Annotated in this window: 5 protein-coding genes; 2 read left to right on the top strand and 3 right to left on the bottom strand. The window is 69.1% G+C overall.

The genetic code is table 11. The features are described from left to right. The 3 genes from QSJ18_RS08890 to QSJ18_RS08880 are packed head-to-tail and all read right to left on the bottom strand — an operon-like array spanning nt 1 to nt 2,659. Nucleotides 1-849 carry an ABC transporter permease gene (locus tag QSJ18_RS08890; protein WP_286326024.1) on the bottom strand — a complete coding sequence of 283 codons (849 nt, stop codon included), beginning with the start codon at nt 847-849 and terminating at the stop codon, nt 1-3. Beyond that, complete coding sequence (locus tag QSJ18_RS08885) at nt 846-1,679, bottom strand: ABC transporter permease (RefSeq protein ID WP_286326023.1); 834 nt, start codon at nt 1,677-1,679, stop codon at nt 846-848. The genes QSJ18_RS08890 and QSJ18_RS08885 overlap by 4 nt, the downstream gene beginning before the upstream one ends. Beyond that, nucleotides 1,676-2,659, bottom strand: a complete 984-nt coding sequence (locus QSJ18_RS08880) for an ATP-binding cassette domain-containing protein (RefSeq protein ID WP_286326022.1) — start codon at nt 2,657-2,659, stop codon at nt 1,676-1,678. The genes QSJ18_RS08885 and QSJ18_RS08880 overlap by 4 nt, the downstream gene beginning before the upstream one ends. 314 nt (nt 2,660-2,973) lie before the next feature. Here QSJ18_RS08880 and QSJ18_RS08875 point away from each other — a divergent pair, with 314 nt between their 5' ends. Beyond that, the gene (locus QSJ18_RS08875) at nt 2,974-20,661 is read left to right on the top strand and encodes a non-ribosomal peptide synthetase (RefSeq protein ID WP_286326021.1); all 17,688 of its coding nucleotides are present in this window, start codon (nt 2,974-2,976) and stop codon (nt 20,659-20,661) included. Further along, the gene (locus tag QSJ18_RS08870) at nt 20,661-21,542 is read left to right on the top strand and encodes a glycosyltransferase family 2 protein (protein ID WP_286326019.1); all 882 of its coding nucleotides are present in this window, start codon (nt 20,661-20,663) and stop codon (nt 21,540-21,542) included. Before QSJ18_RS08875 ends, QSJ18_RS08870 begins: the two co-directional genes overlap by 1 nt. The last annotated feature ends 2 nt before the right edge of the window (nt 21,543-21,544 follow it).

Below are 21,544 nucleotides of genomic sequence, written 5' to 3'. Positions count from 1 at the left end.
TCAGCCGCGGGTCGCGGCGCGGCGGTACCCGCGCAGCGTGGGCAGGAAGAATGCGATCAGCAGCGCGGCCGACCATCCGGCGGTCCACTGTATCGGTCCGGCGACCGCGCCGCCGGTGGCCAGACCGGCGATCGCGTCGACCGCGCAGCTGAGCGGCTGATACTCGACGATCGGGCGCAGCCACGACGGATATGCCTGCGCCGGTACGAATCCGGTGTTGAAGAACATCGCGAGGTTGGTGGCTACCGCGGTCCATTCCACGATGTGGGAGTCGCGGGAGAGCAACGCCATCGCGGTCACCATCACCGAGAACGAGAGACCGAACATCAGGGTGACGCCGATGATCGCGAGGGCGCCGGGTATGCCTGTCTCGATGCGAAACCCGATGATCGTCCCGACGCCGAGTACCGCGGCGACCGTGACGACGATCCGAATCGCTTCGGCCGCAAGTCGGCCGACCATCGCCGACGCCCGATGGACGGGGAGCACCCACATTCGGGTGAGGAGTCCGGAGGTACGTTCGCGTCGCAACCCGAGGCCGCTGATGGACGCCCCGGACATCGCGCCGACCAGTGCCACCATCGGCACCATGCCGAAAACGCTGGAAGTACCGGTGTGTTCGCTCACCGAGCGATCGAGCACCAGCCAGAACAGCAGCACCATGAGCGACGGGAACAGCAGCGATTGAAGGAGCGTCGCCGGGTCTTTGGACCATTTGACGACGATGCGCTGGGCCTGCAACGCGGACCCGCGCAGGAGCGCCCGCGTCGTGCTCTCCGGCGTCCAGGCCGGCCGGGACGCAAAGGTGAGCGCGGTGTCGACGCCGGGGTGTGGTTGCGATCGGGTCATGGGTAGAGCCGCCGATGGATTTGGGTGTGGTGAGCCAGTGCGAGGAAGGCGACCGCGAGGGCGCCCAGCCAGATCAGTGCGGGTGTCGCGGTGGCCAGGGTCGGCTCACCGGCGGCCAATTCCCGCATGGTGGAGGCGAAATGCGAGATCGGTTGGTTGCGGGCGAAGGGCTGTGCCCACTCGGGGAAGCCCGACTCGGGGACGAAACCCGTCGAGAGGAGCCCCAGCACCAGCTGAGGTAGGGCGAGCAGTTGGGAGGTCGCCTCGGGTCCGCGGGTGAGGAGGCCTAGGGAGTCGGCGCCGATCGCGAGGACCAAGCCGACGCCGAGGGCGAAGCTCAGGAAGCCGAGGGTGTCGAGGAAGCCCCCGTCGAAGGAAAAGCCGAGTAGCGCACCGAAGATCAGTGCTGCGGTGACCGAGATGAACGAACGGATGGCCGAGGTGCTCATGCGGGCGGTGAGCGGGACGAGCGGCCGGACCGGCATCGATGCCAACCGTCGGTTCATCCCGCGCAGCTTGTCGAGGGTGGCGCGCTGTGCGGCCGCGACCGCGGTGAAGGCCACCGACTGCAGCACGATGATCGGCATCAGGAACTGGGCGTAGTCGATACCGCGGTCGGCCATGATGAGCCGCAGCGGGAGGTAGAAGCCCAGGGCGAAGACGATGGGCATGATCACCGCGATCATGAATTCACCCTCGTGGTGCGCGGATCGGACGGCGCGACCGGTCATCGTCACCCATTGGCGAACGAACGGCGCGCCGGTGGCGCCGACCATCGGGTCACGCAGGTCCGGCCAGGCCAGCCGGCGTGTGGTTCCGGTCGTCGTCATCGGTCGGAGTCCGCGGCGGGGATGTCCCCGGTGAGGGTCAGGAACACGTCGTCGAGCGAGGGATTGCGCAGACCCAGGTCGGCCAGGCCGATGCCGGCCGCCCGGGCGATGCCGATGACCTCGGCCATGGTGTCCACCCCGTCCGGTGCGGTCATCGTCACCGTCGTCGGGCCTGCGACGCCGACCCGGTGCTCGGGTCCGAGTTCGCGAGCGAGCAGGGTGCAGAGTTCGCCGGTGCGTCCGTCGTCGACGAGCACGGCCGCACAGTAGGTTCCGCCGACTTTCTGTTTGAGGGCGTCGGCCGACCCCTCGGCGACCACCTGCCCACGGTCGAGCACGATGATGTTGTCGCTGAGCCGGTCCGCCTCTTCGAGGTACTGGGTGGTGAGCAGTGTGGTGATGCCCTCCGCCTTGAGTGCTTCCACCAGCGACCACACGGCCTGTCTGCTGCGGGGGTCGAGGCCGGTGGTCGGTTCGTCGAGGAACACCACGGACGGTTCGACGAGGAGGCCACAGGCGATGTCGAGCCTGCGGCGCATGCCACCGGAGTAGGCGTAGACGGGCCGTTTGGCGGCGTAGGTCAGTTCGAAGAGTTCCAGCAGCTCGTCGGCGCGTGCCTGGGCGGCTCGTCGGCGCAGGCCGAGCATCCGGCCGAAGAAGATGAGGTTGTCACGCCCGCCGAGGGTTTCGTCGAGCGCGGCGTACTGCCCGGTCATCGAGATCGACTCGCGCACGCCGGCCGGGTTGTCGACGATGTCATGTCCGGCGACGACCGCAGATCCGGAATCGGGCTGTGTCAGTGTGCACAGCACGTCGACGAGTGTGGTCTTCCCCGCACCGTTGGGACCGAGGATGCCCAGCACGGTGCCACGTCCGACCTCGAAGCCGATGCCGCGCAGGGCGTGTACGTCGTCGAAGGATTTGTGCAGGTCGACGACCTGCACGGCGGGCTGGAAGCCGACGGTGGCGGGAGCGTTCAACAGTATTCCTCAGCTCGGCATCGTCGTGTCTGCGCACTGGTGTCGCGAGGGTGCTGGGCCCGATCTCCTGGACTAGGTAGCACTCCTAACGGAGAGGTTAGCCTGTGCTAAGTTAGGCAAGCCAATCCGATCTCGGTGCGGCCTGCTCACTGTAGACGATCGACCGCGCGCGAGCGTGATCGCATCGGACTCGCCGCGCTCACCGTCGACCTTCGAGGGGAGTGGGCTGAGCTGCCCGTTTCGCACTCGGGGCGCGACATGCGGACAGCATGCCGACCACCGCGCCCCGATCCGTCCAGAAGAGCTGAACTACATTGACGATCAACGAGATCCGCGCTGCGAACACCAGCGGTGTGACGGATGGCGAGGTCGCCGACCTCGTGGTGCCGTTCTCGGCAGCGCAGCGCAGCATCTGGTTCGCCCAGCAGTTGATGCCGCAGACCCCGATCTCGATCGCCCAATACGTCGACATCGCCGGCGAACTCGATGAGGATCTGCTGCGTACGGTCGGACGGCAGGTCGCCCGGGAATTCGGCACCGCGATGGTTCGTCTGCTACCCGCCGACGACCGGCTCGCCGCAGCCGCCGGTACGAGCGCGGGTGAGCCCGTTCAGTACTTCGACGACGCGCTGCGCGATGAGATGCTCGTACTCGACTTCCGTGGCCATCCCGATCCGGAGGCGGCCGCCCGGCGATGGATGGACGACGAGTTCCGGGCGCCGCTGGACCTGTTCGCCGACCGGCTGATCGAATCCGCGATCGTGCGAATCGCCGAGCAACGATGGTTCTGGTACACGCGGGTGCACCACATTTTGCTCGACGGCTACGGTGCGTCACGCTTCATCGAGCGCATGGTCGAGGTGTACAACGCCAACGCCGAAGGTGTGCCGGTACCGGCGACGCGCGCGGGGACGCTGGCGGACCTCTACGCCGACGACCTCACCTACCGATCGTCCACCCGCTTCGAGACCGACCGTCGACACTGGGCCGAACGAATGGCGGCCCTGCCCGACCCGATCCGGCTCGCCGATCCAACCGCCGGTGCGGGAGCCGGGTCGCGGACGGTGGGTGGCCCACTCGACGCGGACCTGTGCGCCGACGTCGAATCCTTTTGTGCCGAGCACCAGGTGACTGTCGCCGCGGTGGTCAGTGCGGCCGCCGCGCTGTACACCGGCCGGGCCGCGGGGCGCGACGACGTGGTGCTGAGCCTGCCGGTGTCGGCGCGCACCAACGCCGTGCTCCGCCGCTCGGGCGGCATGGTCTCCAACGTCGTGCCCATCCGATGCACGCTGGCGGCCGACACCACTGTGATCGGTCTGGTGCGTGCGGTGACAACCGAGTTGAGCGGTGCGCTGCGCCATCAGCGCTATCGCTTCGAGGACATGCTCCGGGACGGCGGCGCCGCGCCGATGGGAGCAAGCCGCGGATTCTTCGGGCCGGCCATCAACGTCATGGTCTTCCGTGACCAGGTGCGCCTGGGTGCGTGTACCGGGCACAGCTATATCCTCAGCACCGGCCCGACCGAGGACGTCGCCTTCACGGTGTACACGGGTGCGGGGCAACTGCGCATCGATCTCGAGGGCAACGCCGCGGCCTACCCGGACGTCGATCTGGCCGCCCACCGTGACCGCTTCCTCACCGTACTCGCCAATCTGGTGCGTGCGCAGGCGACATCGGCGGTGACCGGACTGCGAGCGCTCACCGATGACGAGTGGAGCCAACGGGTTCCGGCCCGCGGACCACAAGCCGCGCAGGCGATGCCGTTGCCGGATCTGCTCTACCGCGTCGCCGCGCGAACCCCGGAAGTCACCGCCCTGGTGGCCGATGAGGTGACGCTCGGCTACCGCGAACTGACCGAACGCATCTCGCGGTTGGCGCGGGTGCTGATCGGTGCCGGGGTGGGTCCGGGTGTCGGTGTCGCGACCCTGCTGCGGCGCGGCTTGAACTCGGTGACCGCCGAACTGGCCGTGCTGGCGGCCGGCGGATCGTTCGTGCCGATCGATCCGGCATCGCCCGCTGAACGGATCGACTACCTACTCACCGACAGCGCCGTGCGGGTGGGCATCACCGAACTCGCACACCTGTCCGGCGGTCACCTCGGCGGTACGCACACGGCCGACATCGCCTGGCTGGCCGTCGACGACGACGCGGTGCGGGCCGAGATGCGACACGCTGCCGCCGAACCGATCACCGACGCCGAGCGCATCCGGCCGCTGCGCATCGACGACGCGGCCTACCTGATCTACACCTCCGGATCCACCGGAATGCCCAAGGGGGTGGTGATCTCCCATCGCGGTTTGCCATCGTTCGCCCTCGAGCAGATCCGGCGCTACGGAGTCGGTCCCGGCGCGCGGACCTTACATTTCGCGTCACCGAGTTTCGACGCCGCGGTGCTGGAGCTGCTGCTCGCGCTGGCTTCCGGTGCGACTCTCGTGGTGGTGCCCCCCGACATCTACGGCGGTGCCGAACTGGCGTCGATCCTACGTGCGGAACGGATTTCCCATGCCTTCCTGACGCCGTCCGCGCTGGCCTCGGTGCCTGCCGACGACCTACCTGACCTGCACACGGTGATCGTCGGAGGCGAGGCGTGCCCGCCGGAACTCGTGAGCCGCTGGGCGCCCGGCCGCCGCATGTTCAACGCATACGGTCCGACCGAGGCCACCGTGATGGCGACGCTGGCCGGGCCGCTGCGGATTGCCGGGGAGGTGCCCGTCGGCAATCCGATCGCCGGTGCCACCGCGGTTGTTCTCGACCGCAGGCTGCAACCGGCGCCCCTCGGGGCGACCGGCGAACTGTATCTGGGTGGCGTGGGGGTCGGACTGGGCTATCACCGGCGGTACCCGCTCACCGCGTCGCGGTTCGTCGCCGATCCCTACGGGCTGCCCGGCGGCCGGCTCTACCGGACCGGCGACCTGGTGCGGTGGAACCATTCCGGGGAACTGGAATTTCGGGGCCGCGCGGACCGGCAGGTCAAGATCCGCGGCTTCCGCATCGAACTCGGGGAGATCGACGCGGTACTGGCCACGGTCGCGGGCGTCGAATTCGCGGTCACCGAGTTGTGCTCGACCGCTGCCGCGCAACGGATGTTGGTCGGCTACTACACCGGCACCGCCGACGTTGGGGACATTCGCGATCACATGCGGGCCGAACTGCCCGACCATCTGGTGCCCGGCGATTTCGTCCGGCTGGAAACCATCCCGCTGACCACCTCCGGAAAACTCGACCGTGCCGCGCTACCCGCCCCACAGGTGCGCACCGTCGGCTATGTGGCACCGGCCGATGCTGGTGAAACGTCGGTGGCGCATGCCTTCTCGATATGCGTGGGCGTGCCGTTCGATTCGGTGGGACGCGACGACGACTTCTTCGCCCTGGGCGGCAACTCGCTGACCGCCACCCGGTTGGTCACCCTGCTCGCCGAGGAGACAGGCACGCAAATGCCCGTCCGGTGGGTCTTCGAATCGCCGACCGTGCGCGAGCTCGCGCAGCGGCTGACCGAACCGGCGGCGCGCCCGATCCCGCCGCTGAGGCGTCGTGTGGGCGACGAACCGAACGACGTGCCGGTGTCGTCGCAGCAGGCCCGGATGTGGGCCGTCAATCAGATGGACAGCGCCTCGGCGATTTTCAACATCCCGCTGGCCCTGCGGTTGCGCGGGCGACTGCGATCGACGGCGCTGCTCGCGGCCATCACCGACGTCGTCGAACGTCACGACACGCTACGCACGATGTACCCGAACGGTCCGGACGGGCCGGTGCAGCAGGTACGTCCGGTCGGTGACGTCGACCTGTCCGGCATCCTCACCCCGGAGCAGGTCACCACCGGCGGCCTGGATGCCCGGATCGCCGAGCTGGCCACCACCGCTTTCGATGTCGCCACCCAGATACCCCTGGTCGTGCGTCTGTTGCGGATCGCCGACGACGATCACATCCTGATCTGCGTCGCCCATCACATCGCCGCCGACGGCTCGTCGACGGCACCGCTGGCCGCAGACCTCGCGCTCGCCTACCACGCCCGCATCCGCGGTCACGCTCCTGGCTGGGAACCGCTGCCGGTCGATTACCGGGACTACACCCGCTGGCATCGAGACCTGATGGGTGATGGCGCAGACGGTAATTCGCGGATGGCTGCACAACTGAACTATTGGCGCACCCAGCTCGCCGGGCTACCGGAATTGCTGACCTTGCCCACTGACCGCGCCCGGCAGGCCCGGGCAGGCGGACGCGGCGGTGAACTGCGCGCGGACCTCACACCTGCGCTCACCGCGCGTGTACGCGAGCTGGCCGCGACGACCGGGACGACGCCGTTCATGGTGGCGCACAGCGCCTTGGCACTGACCCTGGCCCGGCTCAGCGGCAGCACGGATATCTCGGTCGGCACACCGGTCGCCGGCCGCGGCCACCGTCACCTCACCCACCTCGTCGGCATGTTCGTCGGCACCGTCGTCTTGCGTACCCGGGTGCACCCCGATCAGCCGTTCACCGACTTCCTCGCGCAGGTTCGTGACACCGACCTGGCCGCCTTCGAACACGCCGACATCCCCTTCGATCGGTTGGTCGAGGAGATGGCGCCACGTCGCTCGGCGGCCCAGCATCCGCTGTTCCAGGTCGGCTTTTCCTATCAGAACCTCGGGTCGATGGGTTTCACCCTCGACGGCCTCGACGTCGAGGTGCTCGAACCCTCGCTCGGCGTGGCCAAATCGGATCTGCATCTGACGTTGCTGGAGGCAGAGCCTACGTCGGGAACGATGGAGCCGTCGATCCGGGTGCACTGGGACTACGACCGGGATCTGTTCGACCGCAGCACCATCGAACGATGGCACACCCTGTTCGTCGAGCTGCTGTCGGCGCTGCCCGAAGCCGGACCGCGCGCGGTCGGCGAACTGGCGCCGTCTGTCGGCACCGGGGTGCTGACCGGTCGTTCTTCCGGCCGCGCCGAGACCACCCTGACCGCGCTGCTGGAGGGTGCCTTCACCTGCTATGCCGATGAGATCGCACTCACCGTCGATGGTGGGGTCGGGCAACGCGTCGTCACCTATCGGGAGCTGGGGGACCGGGTCCATGCACTGGCGCATCGACTGATCGCAGCCGGGGTCGGGCCGGAAGTGCGCGTGGCCGTGGCCATTCGGCGCTCGACGCCGATGGTCGAGGCGGTGCTGGCCGTGTTGTGTGCGGGCGGCGTCTATATTCCGATCGACCCCGACGCCCCGCTCGAACGGAACCGGATGGTGCTCGGATCCGGTACGCCGTCGTTGCTCCTGGTGGCGTCGGAGGACGACACCCGGCTTGCCGGTCCGTCGCTCCCGGTACTCGATGTAACCGTAGCCACGGCGGTGTCCGCCGATTGTCGGCCGGTGACCGACGCCGACCGTGGCCTGCCGCTCCGGCCGGCGAATGCCGCCTACGTGATCTACACGTCGGGGTCGACGGGCACTCCCAAGGGCGTCGCCGTCTCGCATCGTGCGATCGCTGACCAACTCCGGTGGAAATCGGTGGCTTTCCCGGTCGGACCGGAGGACACCCTGGTCCTCAAGACCCCGTTGACCTTCGACCTCTCGGTGTGGGAACTGTTCTGGCCGCTGATCAACGGCGCCCGGCTCGTACTGGCCGAGCCCGTCGGACATCGCGATCCGCGCTACCTGGCGGAGCTGATGGCCCGTCACCGGGTGACCGCCGCGCATTTCGTGCCGAGCTTGCTCGATGCGCACCTGGAGGCCTGCCGTGACCTGGACGCACGCGATGACCTGGTCGGCCGTGGGGCCCGTCACGACCTGGGGCGCGTCCTGTGCATCGGTGAGACGCTCGGTTCGGCGACCGCGATGCGTGCTACGGACGTACTGGGCGCCACGGTGTTCAACCTGTACGGTCCGACTGAGGCCGCGGTGGGTATCACCGCCCATCGATGCGAAACCGACAGTTCGACAGGCGGATCCGTGCCGATCGGGAGGCCGGTCGACGACTGCGCGACGCTGATCCTCGACGCGCGCCTGCACCAGGTGCCGCGCGGCGTCGTCGGCGAACTCTATCTGCGCGGCGTGCAACTCGCGCGCGGCTACGCCGGACGTCCGGATCTGACCGCTGATCGGTTCGTCGCCGACCCGGACGGGGGCGGCGGCCGGCTCTATCGCACCGGCGACCTGGCCCGCATCACCGGGTCGGGGCAGCTGGAATTTATGGGACGCAACGACTTCCAGGTCAAGATCCGAGGCCAGCGGATCGAGCTCGGTGAGATCGAATCGGCGCTCGGACTCGACGAGCGCGTCGCCGCCGCCGTGGTTGCGGCACATGGGGAGAAGCTCATCGCCTATCTCGTACCTGCGGAACCAACCGCGGCCGCCAAGCCCGCCGGCTTCGACCCGGACGCGGTGCTGGACGACCTGCGTGCGCGGGTGCCCGCTGCCATGGTGCCCACCCAGGTCGTGGTGCTCGCCGAGCTGCCGCTCGGTATCCACGGCAAGGTCGACCGCAGGGCGTTGCCGAACCCGCCGCGACTCGAACGCGCGCACGTGGCGCCCCAGACCCCGACCGAGCGCACGCTGGTCGCCCTCCTCGACGAACTCATCGCCGCCCGGGGATCCGGGGAAACGGACTCACCGATCGGCCTGACCGACGACTTCTTCGATCTCGGTGGGAATTCCCTTCTCGCCGCGCGGCTCTCGGCACGCATCGCCGACACGCTCGGCGTGGAGCTACCGGTCCGCGCGGTCTTCGACACCCCCACGGTCGGGGCACTCGCAGACCGGATCGACGCGACGACCGCGGTCGGCGGTCGGCCGCAGATACTCGCCGCCGCCCGCCCGGCGGACCTGCCGCTGTCGCGCCCGCAGCGCCGGATGTGGCTACTCGAACAACTCGAACCGGAGACCGGCCGCTACAACCTGCCGCTGGCATTGCACGTCGACGGCGAGTTGGCCGCCGATGCACTGATCCGTGCGCTGCGCTACGTACTGGACCGACACGAGATCCTGCGCACCACCTACCCGGTGATCGGCGGTGTGCCCTACCAGCGGATCGTCACGACCGATGACGCCCTGGCCGACGCCGACATCGACCTCACCGCGCTCACCGGGCCGACGGTCGCACCGGAGGTCGGCATCGGTGAACTCGTCACCTCGGCCGCCGCGCAGGGATTCTCGCTGGGTGACCGAATTCCGCTGCGACTGCGACTGTTCCGGCTTTCGTCCGACCAGTACGTGCTGGTCCTCGTCGTCCATCACATCGCGGCCGACGGCTGGTCGATTCGGCTGCTCACGGCCGACCTTCTCGCCGGATACGCCGGGATCATGCCGCCCACCTCGCCGGCCGTGCAGTACGCCGACTATGCGCTGTGGCAGGCGCGGATGCTCGGCGATACCGAGGGCATCGATCGCCACCCGAGCATCAGCCGCCAGATGGAGTTCTGGCGCCGGACGCTGGCTGATCTCCCCGGACCACTGGAGTTGCCCGCCGACCGGGCGCGCTCGGCACATCCGACCCACCGCGGCGCCACGGTCGAGTTCGGATTCGACGCCGCGCTGGTCGCCGCGGTAGAAGCTGCCGCTCGGGCTCACCGGGCATCGGTGTTTCATGTCGTCCATGCCGCGCTCGCGATTACGCTCTCGCGGCTGACGGGTAGGACCGACATCGTCATCGGCACCCCGATGGCCGGCCGTAGCAGCGGCGCGCTCGATGACGTGGTCGGCATGTTCGTGGAGACCGTCGTCCTGCGCACCGACGTCGACCCAATGCGTACCGCGGCGGACTTTCTGGGCACCGTCCGCCGGGTCGATCTGGCGGCGCAGGCCAACGCCGAGATTCCCTTCGATGAGATCGTCGACGAATTCGAGGCCGATCGGGCGGGCGCCCATCACCCGATCTTCGGGGTGATGCTGGCCTTCGGCGACCCGGAGCCGGGGCTCCTGGCCGCGGGTGGGGTACGTGCCACCCCGGTGTCGATCGACACGGGAACGGCCCGCTTCGATCTCCATCTCACCGTCGACATGCCGCCGGTTCACGAACCCGGCCGCATGGTCGCCGCACGGTGGACCTACGCCACCGATCTGTTCGACCACGGCACGGTGGCCGGGTTCGCGGACATGCTCACCCGCGTGCTGCACACGATCGTCGAACACCCACGGATCCGTGTGCATGACGTCGACGTCCTCACCGTCGAGGAGCGGGCAACCTTGCTCGGCCGGTGGGCCGAGGCGGTCGCACGACCCGTCGATCCCTGCCTGCGGACCTTGCCGGATCTCTTGGCGGCCGGACGTTCCCGCAGCGCGACCGCAGTCATCGTGGACGCCGATGCCCGCGTCACCGTGCCCGACTTCGACCAGCGGGTGGCCCGGACCGCGCGTATGCTGATCGCCGCGGGCGTCGGCCCGGAGCGCACGGTCGCCGTCGCCGTCGCACGGTCCATCGACATGCTGGTTGCCATCCATGCGATCGTTGTCGCCGGCGGTGCCTACGTCCCGCTCGACCCGGCGCAGCCGCCCGCCCGCTTGGCCGACATGCTCGCCATCACCGAACCGGTGCTGATCTTCGGGGAGACGGAACTCGCCCGCGTCGTGCCCGAGGTCTATGCCGATCGTCTGCTCGACCCGGCGCAGGACTACCCCGATCACGACGACCGGGTCGTCAGTGACGCCGACCGCAGTGCGCCGCTGCTGCCGTCACATCCGGCGTATGTGCTGTTCACCTCCGGTTCGACGGGTGTCCCGAAGGCGGTCGCCGTCACCCATGAGGCGATCGTCAACCGGCTCGGCTGGATGCAGGACCGGCACCCGATCGGCGCCGGTGACGTGGTGCTGCAGAAGACGCCGGTCACCTTCGACGTCTCGGTCTGGGAGCTGTTCTGGCCGTTGATGACCGGAGCTCGTCTCGTACTGGCGGCGCCCGACGCGCACCGCGACCCGCGCGCCCTCGCACAGACGATCGCCGAGCAGCGGGTGTCGGTGATCCATTTCGTCCCCACCATGTTGGACGCCTTCCTCGCCGCGCCGGTCGCCGACGCCGACGTGGCGTCGTTGCGCCTGATGTTCACCAGTGGTGAGAGTTTGGGTGCGGGCACGGCTGCGGCAGTCGCCGCGCGTACGCGGGCCACGCTGCACAACCTGTACGGACCGACCGAGGCTGCCGTCGATGTGACGGCGATCGAGGTCGGCTCGGATGTCGTTGCCGCACCGCCGATCCCCATCGGGAGTCCCACCGCAGGCAACCAGGTGTACGTCCTCGACAGGCGCCTGCGGCCGGTGGCCCCCGGCGTCACCGGCGAGTTGTACCTCGGTGGTGTGCAACTGGCCCGCGGCTATCTCGGGCGTCCCGACCTCACCGCGAGCCGGTTCGTCGCCGCGCCGTGGGGCGGTTCGCAACGTCTGTATCGCACCGGCGATCTGGTTCGCTGGCGTCGGCCGCACGATATGCGTGACCCCGGACTGGTGCTGGATTACCTGGGACGCAGCGACTTCCAGGTCAAGATCCGTGGGCAACGGGTGGAACTCGGTGAGATCGAAGCGACGCTGGCCAGTCATCCCGCCGTGTCCTCGGCGATCGTCGTGCTGCATGACGATCCGCGATCCGGGGCGCAACTGGTGGCCCACGTCGTCGGGGCCGGTGCGCGGGATGGCGGAGTCGATGGGGCAGCGCTGCGCGCATTCGTCGCCGCCCGGCTACCCGACCACATGGTGCCCACCCATGTCCTGATCGCCGCCGCGCTCCCGGTGACCAGCAGTGGCAAGGTCGATCGGTCCGCACTGCCCGCTCCGGAGGCCTCCGCAGCCACCGACGGCCGCGCCGCCGAGACCGAAACCGAAGTGTTGGTGCTGCGCATCATCCGTGAACTGCTGGGTGAGCACGTCGGCATCGACGACGACTTCTTCACCGTGGGCGGCAACTCGCTGGTCGCCACCCGGGTGGTCGCCGCCATCGCGGAACAACTCGGTGTGTGGGTGCCGGTCCGCACGGTCTTCGACGGTCGGACCCCCGCGGCGTTGGCCGCCGCGGCCGCGGTCGCGGAGACACTGGACGTCGTCGAGGTGGCTCGCCCGGCGCAACTGCCGCTCGGCGCCGCCCAAACCCAGATGTGGCTGCACAACCGGATGAATCCGGAGTCCAGTGCCTTTGTGATCGTCGCGCCGGTCCGCCTCGGTGCTCGGCTCGATCGTCCGCTACTACGCATCGCCGTCGCCGATGTCCTTGCGCGGCACGAGATCCTGCGCACGGTCTATCCCGATTCGTCGGCGGGGCCGCGGCAGGACATCCTGGCGATGACCGACGTCGACGCCGACGCGCTGGTCCATGCGCCCGCCGACTCCTGTGTTGCCGACTCCTGTGTTGCCGATCGCTGTGCTGCCGATCGCTGTGCTGCCGACCGATTGGACGACGAGTTGCTGCGGGCCGCACTGGCGGCGCGATTCGACCTGACCGAAGACCTCCCGTTGCGGGTGTTCGTCGCGGACGACGACGTCGAGACGGTCGTCGTGCTGGCGGTGCACCACATCGCGGCCGACGGCTGGTCGCTGCGAGTCCTGGCCACCGACCTGCACCGTGCCTACACCGCGCGTGCGGCGGGACTCCCGCCCGACTGGACTCCGCTGCCACTGCAGTACGCCGACCATGTGTTGCGACGTGAGCGGCGCCTCGGCAGTCCCGACGATCCCCAGTCTGTCGTCGCTGCCCATGTCGAGTACTGGCGCACCCAGCTGGCTGATGCGCCGCGCAGCAGCGGTCCGGAACCCGACCTCGGCATCCAGGTCCCGGCGCAGGTGCACCACCTGCGCCTACCGGCCGACACCGCATCGGCGCTGCGCGCGATGGCCGCGGACGCCCAGGCCACGGTCTTCGCGGTGTTGCACGCGGCTCTCGCGGTCACCCTGAGCGCTTCCGGTGCAGGCCGGGACGTCGTGATCGGCACCCCGACGGCCGGCCGACTCGAAGCCGAGGTCGCCGATCTGGTCGGCATGTTCGTCTCGGTACTGCCCGTGCGGTCGGTGCTCGACCCGTATCGCGGTTTCGACGCGCTGGTGCGTTCCGTGCGCGACACCGTGGTCGCCGCACTGGAACACGGCGACATCGACGTCGAGGAGATCATCGATCACCTCGGCATCGAGCGGTCCGGATCTCGGCACCCGCTGATCGCGGTGACTCTGACGCTCGACGGTGACGATCACCCGGCCGGTGGACTCGGTGCGATGGGCACCGCCATCCGCCCCGACGTCCCGGTTGCCCGATTCGATGTGGAGTTCACCGTGGTCCCGACCGAGGACGGTGGCTTCGACATCGCCGTCGTGCACCGGCCGGAGGTCTACCACGGCGACACTGCCGCCGCGCTGCTGGCGCGGTTCGGCACCGTGCTGCGGCAGGTCGTTCGCCACCCCGAAGTTCCCTTGCGCGATCTCGATCTGATCACCGACGACGAGCGGGTTGCCCTGGCCGCCCTGTCCTCGCGGCGGCCGGCACCGGCGCCGCGGACATTGCACGAGATCTTCGACACTCCGGGTCATCGCCTGGTGGAGATTGCCGACGACGGCAGCCGGCGAGAGCTCGGCGCCGATGAGGTCGCGGCGCGGTCCAATCGGCTGGCCCGCCTCCTGCTGCGCCGCGGGGTAGGGCCGGAAACGGTTGTCGCGCTGTGCTTGCGGCGTTCGGCGGCGGCGGTCGTGGCGATGCGCGCGGTGGCCGCCACCGGAGCGGCCTTCGTGCCCGTCGACCCCGACTATCCGGCTGACCGTATCGGTCACATGCTCACCGACTCGGGCGCCGTCATCGTGGTGACCGACCTCGACGGTGACCGGCTACTGACCGAATTCGCCTCGTCGACGGTCGGTCTGGGTGACACCTTGATCGATGGATCGCCGGTCGTGATCGACGACGCGGCGGTGCGCGCCGAACTCGACGGCCTTTCCGCGGCCCCGATCGCGCCGGACGAACTGCCCGTCGCCCGTCACCCCGACCAACTGGCATATCTGATCTTCACCTCGGGTTCCACCGGGCGTCCCAAGGCCGTTGCGGTGACCCACCGCGGCGTGGCCGCCTTCGTGGCCGAGCAGCGTCGTCATGGCGTGGTCGCCGATGATCGCGTATTGCATTTCGCCTCTCCGAGTTTCGACGCCACGATCCTCGAACTGGTGCTGGCCGCCGCGGCCGGCGCCTGCACCGTCATCGCGCCGCGAACCATCTACGGGTCCGACGAACTGGCCGGGTTCCTCCGCCGCGAGTCGGTCACCTGCGCGTTCCTGACCCCGGCGGCCCTCGACACGATCGAGCTGGGGCCGGGGGGAGCGGACCCGCTGCCCGAGCTGCGGATGCTGATCGTCGGTGGTGACTCGTGTGCTCCCGCGACCGCTCGACGATGGATTGCCCTGGGCAAGCGCTTCTTCAACGCATACGGGCCCACGGAAGCCACCGTGATGGCAACCCTCGCGGGTCCGCTCACGGCGGTCGCCGGCGATACGGTGACGATCGGGACCCCGATCATCGGCGCCGGCCTGGCGATCGTCGACGACACCTTGCGCGCGACCCCGCCGGGGGTGGCGGGTGAATTGCAGATCAGCGGAGCCGGATTGGCCCGTGGCTATCATCGACGGCCGGGCCTGACCGCGTCGATGTTCGTGGCCGATCCGGACGGCCCACCTGGATCGCGGCGCTATCGTACCGGCGACCGGGTCACGACTGTGGCTGCCGATTCCTGCTCGCTGACCCACCTGGGTCGCACCGACCAGCAGCTCAAGATCCGCGGCCATCGGATCGAGGTCGGCGAGGTCGAGGCGGCGATCCGAACCCATCCGAGTGTCCGTGCGGCAGTGGTGACCGGCCGTCCCGGTCCGGATGGCACCCTCGCACTGATCGCCCACGTTGTCATCGACCCGGTTGTGATCGAATCGGGGGTGGGGACCGGCAGCGAGGTCGGTGCGGACGACGCCGGGCTGCTCCTGTTGCGGAACCATCTGCGCACCATGCTGCCTCCACACGCGGTACCGGCGGTGATCATGCCGGTCGAGGCGATCGGGCTGACCGCCGCAGGCAAGGTCGACCATCGCTCGTTGCCCGACCCGGTCTTCGTCACGGCCGGGTACGTAGCGCCGGTCACCGACACCGAACAACTGGTCGCCGAGGTCTTCGCCGACGTGCTCGGCGGTTCCCGTATCGGGCTGGTCGACGACTTCTTCGAGGCCGGCGGCAATTCGCTCACCGCCGCCCGCGCGGCCGCTCGAATCCGCTCGGCCAGTGGTCGGGACGTCTCGGTGCGTGATCTCTTCGATGCGCCGACCCCGGCGGCGCTGGCCGTCCGGGTGGCCGCGGCGTCCCCGGTGTGCGGACCGCTGCTGGGGCAATTGCCACGGCCCGAACGGATTCCGCTGTCGCCGGCGCAGCAGCGGATGTGGTTCCTCAACCGTCTGGACCCGAGCGCGCTGACCGAGAACATCCCGGTCGTGCTGCGCATCCGCGGGCACCTCGATGTCGGTGCGTTCGAGGCGGCACTCGCCGGTCTGGTGGACCGTCACGAGTCGTTGCGCACGATCTACCCCGACGGGGCGGACGGACCGCAGCAGGTCGTCCTGCCGGTGGCGCAGGCGGCCGTCGGCCTCGACGTCGCGACGGTCTCCGCCGACGAGGTGGACGAGCTGGTGCGGTCGTTGGTGCGCAGCACCTTCGACGTCACCGTGGCCGCGCCAATGCGTGCCCAGCTGATGACGATCACCGAATCGGGTGCGCAAGAACATGTCGTCGTGCTCGTGATGCATCACATCGGCGCCGACGGACTATCGGTCCGTATCCTCGCCGGTGAGCTGGCGGCCGACTATGGTGCGCGACTCGAGGGCGTCGAGGTGAACTGTCCGACACCGAGGGTGCAGTATGCGGACTTCGCGATCTGGCAGCGGGCCATGATCGACGATCCGGTCGGTGATGCGGCCGCGCAGCTGGAACGCCGGCGTCAGCGTCTCGACGGCGTGCCGCCGGTCGTCGACCTGCCGGTGGACCGACCCCGTCCGGCCCGGCGCAGTGGGCGCGGCGCCCGAGTCGACTTCGCCATCGACACCGGACTCCGTTCCCGGATGGACGATTTCGCCTTCCGTAACAATGCGACGCCGTTCATGGTCGCCCATACCGCGTTGGCTGTCCTACTCGGCCGTATCGGTGACAACCACGACGTGGTGATCGGGACGCCGGTCGCCGGTCGGGGCGAAGCCGACCTCGACACGGTGGTGGGCATGTTCGTGAACATGCTCGCATTGCGCACCACGATCGACGCCGGTGCCGACGCACTCGATGCGCTGGCGACGGTTCGCGACGCGTCGCTCGACGGGTTCGCCGATGCGCTGATCCCCTTCGACCGGGTCGTCGAGGAACTCGGCCTGCCGCGGTCGTCCGCGCACCACCCGGTGTTCCAGGTGGCCTTCTCGTTCCAGAACTTCGGCCCGATGACGATCACGCTGCCGGGTGTCGAGGTGACCGTCGACGACGACATCGAGCTCGCCGAATTCGACCTGCACCTGACACTCGCGGAGGATTCGGCCCCTGGGGCGACGGGGCTCGTCGGCCAGCTGGTCTATGCCACTGACCTTTTCGATGCCGAGACAGCCGCCGGTCTGGTCACGCGGTATGTTCGGGTCCTCGAGGGCATCCTGGCGACACCGCACACCGCGGTCGGCGATCTCGACATCCTCACCGTCGATGAACGAGCGCAGCTGACGTCGTCGGCGTCGGCACCGGTGTCGACTTCGGCTGGATTGGCCGACGGCTTCGCCGCCCAGGTGAGCCGGACACCCGACGCGCAGGCGATCGTCTGCGGCGATCAGATACTCACCTACCGGCAGTTCGCCGACCGGGTCGAGGCGCTGGCCGGGGTACTGCGTCGACAGGGGGTGGGGCCGGAGGACAGGGTGGCGATCACCGCCGCTCGCGGGATCGTCCAAGTCACCGCGATGTATGCCACCGCCGCCGTCGGGGCGGCCTATGTGCCGATCGACCTCACTGCTCGCGAGCGGGCCGCACAGATCGTGGCCACCGCCGACCCCGCCATCGTGGTGGGTGCCGGCGAGTGCGACCGCGACATCGTCGAGGTCTTCGGTACCCGGCGCTATCTCGATGCTGCCGACCCCGGTCTCGTGGCACTCGGCTCCGGCATCTGCGGCCCGGCCGGTGCGGACGAGCGGCTGCGGCACCCCGATCACTGTGCCTATGTCCTGTTCACCTCGGGTTCGACCGGAACTCCCAAGGGTGTCAGCGTGTCCCATGGCGCCGTCGGCGAACAGCTGCGGTGGATGCAGGAGCGCTATCGGATCGGACCGGATGACTCGGTGCTCGTCAAGACCTCACCCGGCTTCGACCTGTCGGTCTGGGAGTACTGGTGGCCACTACAGACCGGGGCGCGGATCGTACTGGGCGAGGAAGGGATCGAACGTGACGGTGCGGAACTGCTGCGGGTCTTCGAGGACCGGCGAATCACCGTGCTCCCCACCGTCCCGTCCGCACTGTCGATGCTGCTGGATGCCGGTCGGCTGCCGTCGACGCTGCGCACCGTCCTCTGTATCGGCGAGGAGTTGCCCGCCGAGCTGGTGACGCGACTCCGCGACGATGCGGTCACCGCGCCGGCGGTGCACAACCTGTACGGACCAACCGAATGTGCGGTCAGTGCTACCGGATTCGAGGTCGCCGGCCATGCCGGTACGCGGGTGCCGATCGGATCCGCGCAACCGTCGGTCACCACCCGTGTCCTCGACGCCCGACTGCACCCGGTTCCGCCGGGGGTGGCAGGCGAACTCTATCTCGGCGGTGTGCAGTTGGCCCGCGGCTACCACGGTGACCCGGCGCGCACGGCCGCGGCCTTCGTCGCCGACCCGGTGGATGGTTCACGGATGTACCGGACGGGAGATCTGGTGCGCCATAACCATGATGGCGATCTCGTCTATCTCGGGCGTACCGATCACCAGGTGCAGGTGCGCGGGTTCCGGGTCGAACCAGGTGAGATCGAGGCCGCGCTGCGGTGCTGTCGGGGCGTGGCCGACGCGGTGGTGATCGTGCTCGCCGACGACCGGCTCGTCGGCTACGTCACCGGCACTCAGACGCGGGCCGAGACCGTCGAACGCGAGGTCGCCACCCGGCTCCCGGGATATCTCCGCCCGCAGATCCAGGTTCTGGACGCGCTCCCGTACACCGCCAACGGCAAGGTGGACCGGGCCCGGCTGCCCGCACCACAGCAAACGCCTCGGACCTTCCTGGCGCCGGAGACCGAACTCGAAACCCTGACCGCGCGGATCGTCGCCGAGGTCACCGGCGCCACGCGGGTCGGCATGTCCGACAGCTTCTTCGACCTCGGCGGCAACTCGTTGTCGGCGACCCGGGTGTCGGCGCTGATGGAGTCCGAACTCGGTCACCGCGTGCCGGTGCGGCTGCTCTTCGACAGTGTCGACCTCGCCGACTTCGTCGCCGCCGTCGACGCACTGGGTGCCACCGGCGGTGCCGTCGAGGTGGGTGTGCCGCGACTGGTTCGCGCTGCCGACCCGATCCATCCGCCTCGCGATCCCCTGACCCCGCTGCCCCTGACCCCGCTGCCCCTGACCCCGCTGCCCCTGACCCCGCTGCCGGTGATCGCACCGCTGGCACCGGCGCAACGCCGGATCTGGGAGGAGGTCCGCGCCGGGCGCGGACAGGACTGGAATGTGCCGGTCGCGGTGCGCTTCGTCGGTGATCTCGACACCGAGGCGCTGGCCTCGGCCGTGCTCGACGTGCTCGACCGGCATGAGGCGCTGCGGACCTGCCATCGAGACCGTGGGCACGGCCCGGAGCTGGTCGTGTTGCCCACCTCCTCGCTCTCCCCGACGGTGCGCGCGGGGCTGACGCCGCGTCCGGTCGATGCCGATGAGGTCGGTGCCATCCTCACCGATCTGGCTTGGCGCAGAATCGATGTCGAACACTGGGCCCCGGTACAGCTGCACCTGTTGCGGATCGCCGACGACGTCCACGTGTTGCTGCTCGTCACTCATCACCTGAGTGTGGACGGCCAGTCGATGTCGGTGCTGGCACGAGACCTGCTGGGCGCCTTCGCAGCCCGCAGCGCGGGGGTGGCACCGCAGCTCGTCGAACCTGCCGTCCGGTTCTCCGACTACGCGCGGTGGCGCACCGCGATCCTCGGGCACGAGTCGGGGCGCACCGACGAATTCCGGCGTCAGCTCGACTACTGGCGCGGACTTCTCGATCCGGCCGGTGCATCCGACGACGACGGTGTCGGGATCGGTACGTATTTCTGTGCCGACCGGTCGTGGCAGGCCCCCGTCTGGGATTCGGCGGGAGACACGGTCACCTTCGACATCGGGGAATCGACGCATGCGGCGATCGATGCGCTGGCCAAGCGGTCGGGGGTGAGCGTGTTTGCGGTGTTGCAAGCGGCCTTCGCCGTCGTCCTGGCCGACCGGACCGGCGACCCGGATGTCCGCGTGGCGACCGCCAACGCGAACCGGCCGCAGGCGCAGCTCGACGGTGTGATCGGCAACTTCGCCGAGGATCTGCCGATGCGTCTGGATGCCGCGGACGAGCGGACCTTCGCCGAACTCGCCGGACAGGTGCAGCGACAGTTGTTCGACGGTCTCGCCCATCCCGATATCTCGCTTCCGGACTTCCTCGCCGAAACGGGACGAACCCGTGATGCCGCAGGCCCGATCGGGCATCCGCTGTTCGGCGGCACCCTCATCGTGCAGGAGGCACAGGTCGGGGCGACCGGGCTCGACGAATTCGACCTCGGTGCGGTCCGGATCGCCCGCGAACCCCTGGCGAATACCGTCGCCAAACACGAACTGGAGTTCACCATGCTGGAGATGCGCGCCGATCGGCCGGATGGGATTCGGGCGCCCGGCGGTATTCGGGGAACCCTGCTGTATCCGACGGCGATGTACGAGCGGACCACCGCATGCGAGGTCGTCGCGCGGCTGCTCGGGGTTCTGGACGCCGCGGTCGCCGCGGACGGAACCCTCACCGTGTCCGCGGCACGCACCGCGGCCGGTCACGCAGCGGTGACCGGGCAGGTGCGGTGATGGGACCCGGCGCGGTGCTGGGCGTCTCGGTCGTCATCGCCTACTACGCGGGCCTGCCCGACCTCGACGTCCAGCTGGCAGCGCTGGCGCGCCAGGACTACCGCGGCGAGTTTGAGGTGATCGTCAGTGACAACGAGGGCAGTCTCGGACTCCGTCGTCATCTCGACGAGCATCCACTCGTCGGGGCGCTCGGTCTGCGGTGGGTCGATTCCAGTGACATTCCCGGAACCTCACATGCACGCAATGTCGGGACCCGGAGCGCAGTACACGATTTCATCGTCTACTGCGATCAGGATGATGCGGTGCATCCGGGCTGGCTCCGCGCGATGGTCACCGCGGCGGCGACCGCCGACCTGATCGGTGGGCCGCTGGAACGGGAGACCCTCAACGACCCGGTCGTGGCGTCCTGGCGGGCGTTGCCCGACCCCACCGGCCCGGTGCTGCTCGGTCGCCATCTGCCGATGACCTTCGGCTGCAACCTGGGCATTCGCCGGGAGGTCTTCGACGCGGTGGGCGGCTGGGACGAGTCCTATCCGAATGCCGGTGGGGACGTCGAATTCTGCTGGCGGGTACAGACATCGGGGTACTCATTCGGTTTCGCACCCGACGCCATGGTCGCCTACCGGTACCGAACCGGCATCCGGGAAACCTTCGCGCAGGTCGTCGACTACGGCCAGGAGGAAGCGCGGGTCGCCAAACAGTATGGTGCGCCCGGGCGGCAATGGTGGTGGTTCGTGCTGCACGCCGGAGTGGTGGCCGGACTGTGTCCGGTGTGGCCATGGGCCTGGTCCCGGCGCCGCCGCGGCGAATGGGCCTGGGTCACCGGCAATCTGGTCGGACGCATCCGCGGCAGCATCAAGTATCGGGTGCTCTACTGGTGATC

The organism is Gordonia heveisoli, from assembly GCF_030315745.1.
Classification (GTDB): Bacteria; Actinomycetota; Actinomycetes; order Mycobacteriales; family Mycobacteriaceae; genus Gordonia.
The sequence above is the reverse complement of the archived record's forward strand: the minus strand, read 5'-3'. Positions and strand labels throughout refer to the sequence as shown.